General features: G+C 30.3%; 8 protein-coding genes. 5 read left to right on the plus strand and 3 right to left on the minus strand.

Features of this window, described 5'->3' with window-relative positions:
• Nucleotides 1–10: 10 nt before the first annotated feature.
• The gene (locus ACX1M8_RS01375) at nt 11–370 is read right to left on the minus strand and encodes a PTS sugar transporter subunit IIB (protein WP_458836645.1); all 360 of its coding nucleotides are present in this window, start codon (nt 368–370) and stop codon (nt 11–13) included.
• Between the two features lie 123 nt (nt 371–493).
• On the opposite strand from ACX1M8_RS01375, the gene ACX1M8_RS01380 reads away from it, so the two are divergent.
• Nucleotides 494–967 carry an L-threonylcarbamoyladenylate synthase gene (locus ACX1M8_RS01380; protein WP_458806966.1) on the plus strand — a complete coding sequence of 158 codons (474 nt, stop codon included), beginning with the start codon at nt 494–496 and terminating at the stop codon, nt 965–967.
• Nucleotides 968–1,038: 71 nt separating this feature from the next.
• Here ACX1M8_RS01380 and ACX1M8_RS01385 read toward each other — a convergent pair whose 3' ends face one another.
• Nucleotides 1,039–2,184, minus strand: a complete 1,146-nt coding sequence (locus ACX1M8_RS01385) for a hypothetical protein (protein ID WP_458806967.1) — start codon at nt 2,182–2,184, stop codon at nt 1,039–1,041.
• 153 nt (nt 2,185–2,337) lie between these two features.
• Nucleotides 2,338–3,555: a lipoprotein 17-related variable surface protein gene (locus ACX1M8_RS01390; RefSeq protein WP_458797731.1), complete on the minus strand. Its 1,218-nt coding sequence runs from the start codon at nt 3,553–3,555 to the stop codon at nt 2,338–2,340.
• 249 nt (nt 3,556–3,804) lie between these two features.
• Between ACX1M8_RS01390 and deoD (ACX1M8_RS01395) the strand changes: the two genes are divergently transcribed.
• The 4 genes from deoD (ACX1M8_RS01395) to deoC all read left to right on the plus strand — a co-directional run bounded on the left by deoD (ACX1M8_RS01395) (nt 3,805) and on the right by deoC (nt 7,413).
• Nucleotides 3,805–4,509 (plus strand): purine-nucleoside phosphorylase, encoded by a 705-nt coding sequence (gene deoD, locus ACX1M8_RS01395; protein ID WP_458836646.1) that lies wholly within the window; start codon nt 3,805–3,807, stop codon nt 4,507–4,509.
• Between the two features lie 222 nt (nt 4,510–4,731).
• Nucleotides 4,732–5,436 (plus strand): purine-nucleoside phosphorylase, encoded by a 705-nt coding sequence (gene deoD / locus ACX1M8_RS01400; RefSeq protein ID WP_458797733.1) that lies wholly within the window; start codon nt 4,732–4,734, stop codon nt 5,434–5,436.
• 2 nt (nt 5,437–5,438) lie between these two features.
• On the plus strand, nt 5,439–6,734 hold the full coding sequence (locus ACX1M8_RS01405; protein ID WP_458806970.1) for a pyrimidine-nucleoside phosphorylase: 1,296 nt from the start codon (nt 5,439–5,441) through the stop codon (nt 6,732–6,734).
• 16 nt (nt 6,735–6,750) lie between these two features.
• On the plus strand, nt 6,751–7,413 hold the full coding sequence (gene deoC / locus ACX1M8_RS01410; RefSeq protein WP_458616942.1) for a deoxyribose-phosphate aldolase: 663 nt from the start codon (nt 6,751–6,753) through the stop codon (nt 7,411–7,413).
• Nucleotides 7,414–7,570 lie beyond the last annotated feature (157 nt).

Consider the following 7,570-nt stretch of genomic DNA (forward strand, 5'->3'; position numbering starts at 1 on the left):
CATACCCTCCTTACTTAATTAATTTTTGTAACTCTTTGTATACGACTTGTGTATATTCACCTAAAACAAGAGATACTCCGTTGCTACGAGCAACAATTCCACTAATTCCTTTCAATTTGTTTAAATCTTGTAATTTAACTAGTTTAATATCTTTAACACCAATGTTTATACGATTTAATCTAGTCTCAACTTTAGCAATATTATCATCACCTAAGCAAATTAAAAAATCACTAAATTTAAAAGGCAATTTATCGTTTTGATAAATTGTGTTTTTTTCTTTTTTAATTTGTTTACTTCACTTAATTCAAATTAATCCTAGTGTAATGATTGTTAAAAATACTATTAAAAATTTATCCTTTTTCATATGCATTTATTATAATATTATTTATAAATAAATTTATAAATAATTACATTTTTTAGCCTTATTTATAAATGTTTTCGATTTATTTATTTAGAAGTAAAATAACAATAGCATTAAAAAGAAGGTAGCAAAATGCAACATAATAAATACAAAGATATCATCATTTGTTCTACTGATACAGTGTGTGGTATAGGTGGTCCTGTTAACGGTACAACTCTTGAATTACTTTATGAACTTAAACAAAGACCTAAAAGTAAAAAAATAATGATTTTAGTCGGCTCTCTTGCTCAAGCACAAGCCTTTCCACAATGAAACAAAGAAGCAACTAAACTTGCTAAAGAAAAATGACCTGGAGGAGTAAGTATAGTTGTTAATGATCAAGGCTTTAGAATGCCAAATTGTCCTGCTCTTCAAGCTTATTTAATATCAAATGGCCCTATCTATATGAGTAGTGCAAATATTTCAGGACAAGCTGTTTTAACCTTGGAGCAAGTCTCAAAAGTATTTCCACAAGTTTCCAATGTTTATGATTTCTGTCAGCCTAATGGAAAGCCTAGTGATATATATAATTTAGATACTGGAGAAGTAATTATTCGTGAAAAATAGTCTGCTTAGCAGATTTTTTATTTTTAAAAAAAATCAAGCCCTCAATTGAGCCTGATTTGTAGTGGTTTATATTAAGCTGCTGGTCTTGCACTAGGTGTTTCTTCTGTTCCAGATGTTGTATCTTTTCCTGTTTCAGTTGAACCTGTAGAGTTATTAGTTCCTGCTTCTACAGGTTTTTCTCCACCTTCAGCTGGTGTTGTAACAGGTGTAGCTTCAGGTTTTGCAAATTTAATAGTTAATTCATAAGGATTTGAGAATGTATATATATGGTTGATGTCTTTAACAACTCTATATTGAATTGTTAATTCTCGTTTTTCTTGGTCAAATTTTACAATATCAAGAAAGCCGGAAGGAGTTAGATAATTTTTCTTATTTCTAAATGCAATTTTATTTGCTGAAGCAAGCTGTAATTTTAAGTCTCTTATATATATATGACCTTCTGTAAGGTTCACATATTTATTTCTTTCACTAGGGTCTTTTACATTAAGAATGCTTTCTGAGAAATAATAACTTAATTGTTTTTGTCCATTTTGTTCACTGATTAATTTAAATGCAGCTTCAATATCTTTTTGATTTGTTGTTAATGTTATTTCGCCTATTGTTAGTGGTTTTAATGCATCAACATCTTCTTGTGGTACGGAATGGAAGCCTTTAATAACTACAGATTTTTCTGCTTTAACTTTGTTATCAGTTTTTAGTTTTAATTCAAATTTAACTGTTAATGTACCTGCTGGATTATCTGCAGCAATACTTAAAACTGTTGCATCATATTTTTCTGTATCATATCCAGCTAGATTTAATTTACTTGTTGTTAATGCACTTGCATTAACTTTTGCTTTAGAAGCATCAACATTTTCCATAAAAGCTTTCGGTAAATTTACTTGAACTTTTTTAGTTTCTTCTTCAACTAATTGTGCTGGTGTTTTAACAGCTGGATCAGCTTGAGGTGTTTTTTCTGGGGCTGGTTGTTCTCCATCAACTGGTTTAGGTGCAGGTTTTACATCCCCTGGGTTTGTTGTTCCACCTTGAGCTGGTTTTTTCCCATCAGCAGGTTCAGGAGTAGATGTTTCAGGTGCTGGTTTTTTTACATCAGTTTTTTCTGGAGCAGGTTTTTCTGCTTCTTTTTTAGTTCCATTGTTACATGAAATTGCTATCATAGGAGCTGCTAATGCAGTTACTCCTGTTAAAGTTAATAAAATAGTTTTAATTTTTTTCATTTTCTTATTCTCCCTTTGTCATTCAATTTAATTGTAATACTTTCCATTATCGTTATATAGAAAATGGGTAAAAATGGAAAAAAATTCCACATTTGTTCCACATTTTTTATAGAAGATATAAAAAATCTATGCTAATAGCATAGAAATTTAAATTTATTTAAGTAAGTATGCAACATTGTGATTATTGCTGAAATATTGTAATTGATTAATATTGCCAAAAGCCAACTTATATTTAAGAATTAATTCATTTGTTTCTGGATTAAATTTACAAGTGATTAAATAATTGGGTTCACCATTTTGTAGTGCAGGTTTTTCTTGATTTACAATATAAAATTCATATTCAAGTAGATTATCATTTGCATGTAGTATCGTTATATCTTTCCCATTGATATTAGCACATACTAAAACATCAAATAATTCATCCCCTTTTATTATAGGAACTATCTTTAAATTTGCATTTTCCTTTAAATATTTCACTATGGCTTCTTTATTTTTAGCAAAATCATTACTTATTTCAAATAAATTTTCAGTTATAGAATTGTCGAATCCAGATTCAGATTCATCAACTAAGTTTAAATTTGAATCCACTTCATTTTCATCTTTAGGTGTTCGACTTAAAACAATAGTTGATGACTTAAGATCTGAAAGATACACTTTACCCTCATTAGTGCTTGCTATTCTATAAGTCATAACAAACTCATTCCGACTTAAATCAGCACTTGAAAGTATTTTTTTAGAAGTATTAAATAAATTATTTGCATCTAGAACAATTTCTTCATTAGTTAATGTTTCATTTTCTAAGAGATCTAATTTTTGGCTTAATAAAGGTAATTTTCCATTATCTATCAAGCCGTAAAGCATTTTGCTTTGTGGTTCAAAATAAAAGTAATTTTTAATCTCAAAGTCTTTTTTAATTGATTCTAAATTTAAATAATCTAGAAACTTATCTATTTCTTTTCCTTTAGCAGGAGCAAAATTTAATTCTCTATCTTTTTGTTCCTTTTCTCACTTGCTTATAGGTCTGAAACCTTTATAAACAAGATTCTTTGTTTCTATATCGTTAGAATCATTTTTGCTTAAGGATAATTTTATATTTAATGTTCCTTTTTCATCATCTGGTACAAATCCATCTAGGACATAGCTCTTAAAATATTTTGTATTGAGATTGTCCACTTTAAAATATTCTTTATATTGTTCTTTATTAATTAAACTTGGATATATCGAACTGAAAAGTTCTGCTTTTTTAGCGTCCTTAAGCACAAGATTCCCTCAATTGTTTTTATGTTCTTCTTTACTACAAGCCAGCATACTTAAAGGTAATAATCCAACAATCGGTAATGATAAAAATTTTAGCTTTCTACTTCATTTCATTTTGTCTTCTTTCTTATTGAATTATATTATTTTAAGCTGTAGAGACTTGCTTTTAGCTCATATTTGTGGAAATGATTTATTCGTTCCACAAATATGCTGTAAAACTCTTATTTATAAATAAATAAGATATTAAATATGTGGAAAAAAGTTAATTAAATGAAGTTTATTAGTATACATACGATAGGTAAGTGTTAGAATTATATTACTATTAAAATTTGATTTAGATTTAATATTAATACAGGAGATTTTATGACACCACATATTAGTGCTAAAAAAGATGAAATAGCTAAAACAGTTATTATGCCAGGAGATCCACTTAGAGCTAAATACATTGCAGAAACTTACTTAGATCCAGGTTACAAGTTAGTTTCTTCAGTACGTAATGCTTATATTTTTACAGGAACATACAAAGGAAGACCAATAACAATTGCTTCTAGTGGTATGGGAATTACCTCAATGGGTATTTATGCTTACGAACTATTTTCTGTTTATGATGTAGATAGAATTATTCGTACAGGATCAGCTGGTTCTTATAAAGCTGATTTAAAACTTTATGATATTGTAGCCCCTACTGAAGCAATTTCTGATTCAACTTCATTTAGAAGACTTCTTTTAGGTAAAGAAGAAAAACTTTCTTATCCAGATGCTGAACTTAGAAATGAAATTTTAGAAATAGCTAAAAAACAAAATGTAGAAGTTAAAGGTGGTAGAGTACATACAACAGATTCTTTTTACTCAATTCTTCCTTTTGAACAAAGAATAGCTGAAACTGATGCAATTTGTGTCGAAAACGAAGCTCATGCTCTATTTACTGTTGCTGAAGCTTTAGGAAAGAAAGCAGCAGCTATTGTTACAATTAGTGAAAACTGAATTACAAAAGATCACACATCAGCAGAGCAACGTCAATTTACCTTCAACAAAATGATGGAGATAGCTTTAGAATTAGCTAAATAAAGCTTAAATTTATGTAATCTAGAAGCATTCTGGATTACATTTTTAATTAAATTAAAAATTTAATTAGCAGGTTGAAAATTTGCTAGAAACATTCAAAAATCCTATAAATAAATAAGGGTGTAAAAACCTTATTTTTTAATATTTAAGTGTTAAAATTATATTGACTATTAAAGTCCAAATGTCATAAGCATTTTAATTTAATTAAATAGGAGGTTATTAATTATGACACCACACATTAATGCAAAAAAAGAAGATATTGCTAAAACAGTTATTATGCCAGGAGACCCATTAAGAGCAAAATTTATTGCTGAAACATACTTAGACCCTGGATACAGACTTGTTAACACAGTTAGAAATATGTTTATGTTCACAGGAACATACAAAGGAAAACCAATCACAGTTGCTGCTAGTGGAATGGGATGTCCTTCAATCGGAATTTACTCATACGAACTTTTCAAATTCTACGATGTTGACAGAATTGTTAGAATTGGATCAGCAGGATCATACAAAGCTGATTTAGGATTATACGAAGTTGTTCTTGCTTCAGAAGCTGTTGCTGATGCTGATGCATTCAGAAGAATCGCTTTAGGAAAAGAAGGAGTTGTTGCTACACCTTCAGCTAAATTAAACGAAGAAATTAAAGCTATTGCTAAAGAAAATGGAACACCACTTACAGTTGGTAGAGTTCACTCATCAGACGTTTTCTACTCAGTTGTACCAGTAGAAAAAAGAATTGAAGACACACAATCATTATGTGTTGAAATGGAATCATACGCTTTATTCACAAACGCTGAAGCAACAGGTAAAGAAGCTGCTTGTTTATTAACAATCAGTGACAACATTATTACACATGAAGAAACTTCTGCTGAAGAACGTCAATTCGCATTTACAAAAATGATGGAGATTGCTCTTAAATTAGCAAGATAATTATGCGTGTAGTAGATATAATCGAAAAAAAACGTTTAAACAAAGAATTAACAAACGAAGAAATTAAATTCTTAATTACTTCATATGTAAAAAACGAAACACCAGATTACCAAATGAGTGCTTTCTTGATGGCTGTTATGTTTAACGGTATGTCATCAAGAGAAATTGCAACAATGACAAAATACATGATGCACTCAGGTGATGTTATTGACTTATCAGCTATCCCAGGGATTAAAGTAGACAAACACTCAACAGGTGGAATTGGAGATAAAACAACACTTGCTGTAGCACCTATTGTTGCAGCTTGTGGAGCTCCAGTTGCCAAAATGAGTGGACGTGGATTAGGACACACAGGTGGAACAATTGATAAACTTGAATCTATTCCAGGATTTACAGTAGAAGTAAGCGAAAAAGACTTTATTGAACAAGTTAAAACACACGGTATTGCAGTTATAGGACAAAGTGCACAACTTGTGCCAGCTGACAAAAAATTATATGCTTTAAGAGATGTTACATCAACAGTTGAATCTATTCCTCTTATTGCATCATCAATTATGTCTAAAAAACTTGCTACAGGTTCAAATGCTATTTTACTTGACGTAAAATGTGGTAATGGTGCATTCATGAAAAACCTTGAATCTGCTCGTGAATTAGCTCGTACAATGATTAACATCGGTAAAGAACTAAATGTTGATGTTAGAGCTGAAATTACAAACATGTCTAGACCAATCGGTAGAGAAATCGGAAATAAAAATGAAGTTTTAGAAGCAATGTGAACTTTACAAGGTAAAGGACCTGCTGACTTTAACGAATTAGTTTACTCTTCATGTGCTACAATCTTAGAACAAGCTAAAATTGCTACAGATCACGAACAAGCTCTTGCAATGGTAAAAGATGCTGTTGATTCAGGTAGAGCTTTAGACAAATTCTACGAATTTGTTACAGTACAACACGGAGATGTAGAAGCACTTAAATCTCCAACATTCTGAAACCCTAAATATAAATTAGAAGTTATTGCAGATCAAGAAGGATACTTAGAAATCTTTGATGCATTAACATTCGGAATTGTTTCAATGAAACTTGGAGCAGGAAGAAAAACTAAAGAAGATTCAATCGACTTTGAAGCCGGAATTACTCTTAACAAGAAAACTAACGAAGCAGTTAAAAAAGGTGATGTATTATTCACTCTTTACTCTTCAAACCCAATTGATGTTGAATTAGTTGAAGAACTTAAGAATGGATACAAATTCAACCAAGAAAAAGTTGAAAATAAAATTATTTTAGATAAATTAAAATAAGGAAAAAGGATACATTATGAATTACAACAAAATGATCGACCACACATACTTAAAACCAGAAGCTACAAAAAAAGACATCGACAAATTAATCGATGAAGCTGTTAAATACGATTTTAAAACTGTTTGTGTAAACTCTTCATGAGTTAAATATGTTGCTGAAAAATTACAAGGTACAGGTGTAGGAATTACATCAGTAGTTGGTTTCCCTCTAGGAGCTATGATTACTCAAGCTAAAGCACAAGAAGCTAAATTAGCTATCGAACACGGTGCAGATGAAATCGATATGGTAATTAACATCGGTAGATTTAAACAAGGTGACTATGAATATGTTTTAAACGATATCAAAAAAGTTAAAGAAGCATGTGGAACACACGTATTAAAAGTTATTATCGAAACAGCTTTATTAACTGAAGATGAAATTAGAGAAGCTACAAAAATCGTTATGAAATCAGGAGCTGAATTTATCAAAACATCTACAGGATTTAGCTTTAGAGGTGCTAACTTAAACGATATCAAAGTTATGAAAAGCGTATGTGGAGACACATTATTAATTAAAGCTGCAGGTGGAATTTCAAACATGGATGATTTAATCGCTATGTATGAAGCTGGAGCAACAAGATTCGGAACAAGTCGTTCAGTAGCAATTATTGAAGGAAAAGAATCTAAAGGTGGATATTAATAACCTTTCAAATGCCTAATTTAGGCATTTTTTCATACTCTTTTTTGCCTATAGAGCGCGCTTTTATTCTGAACTTCATCGAAAAAGATAATAGGAAAAATTGGTAATAGACCGAATGTTGTGTAATCACCTTCGTAAATAGAAAGGTGATTTTTTG

It is taken from the genome of Mycoplasma tracheobuteonis, from assembly GCF_054456995.1.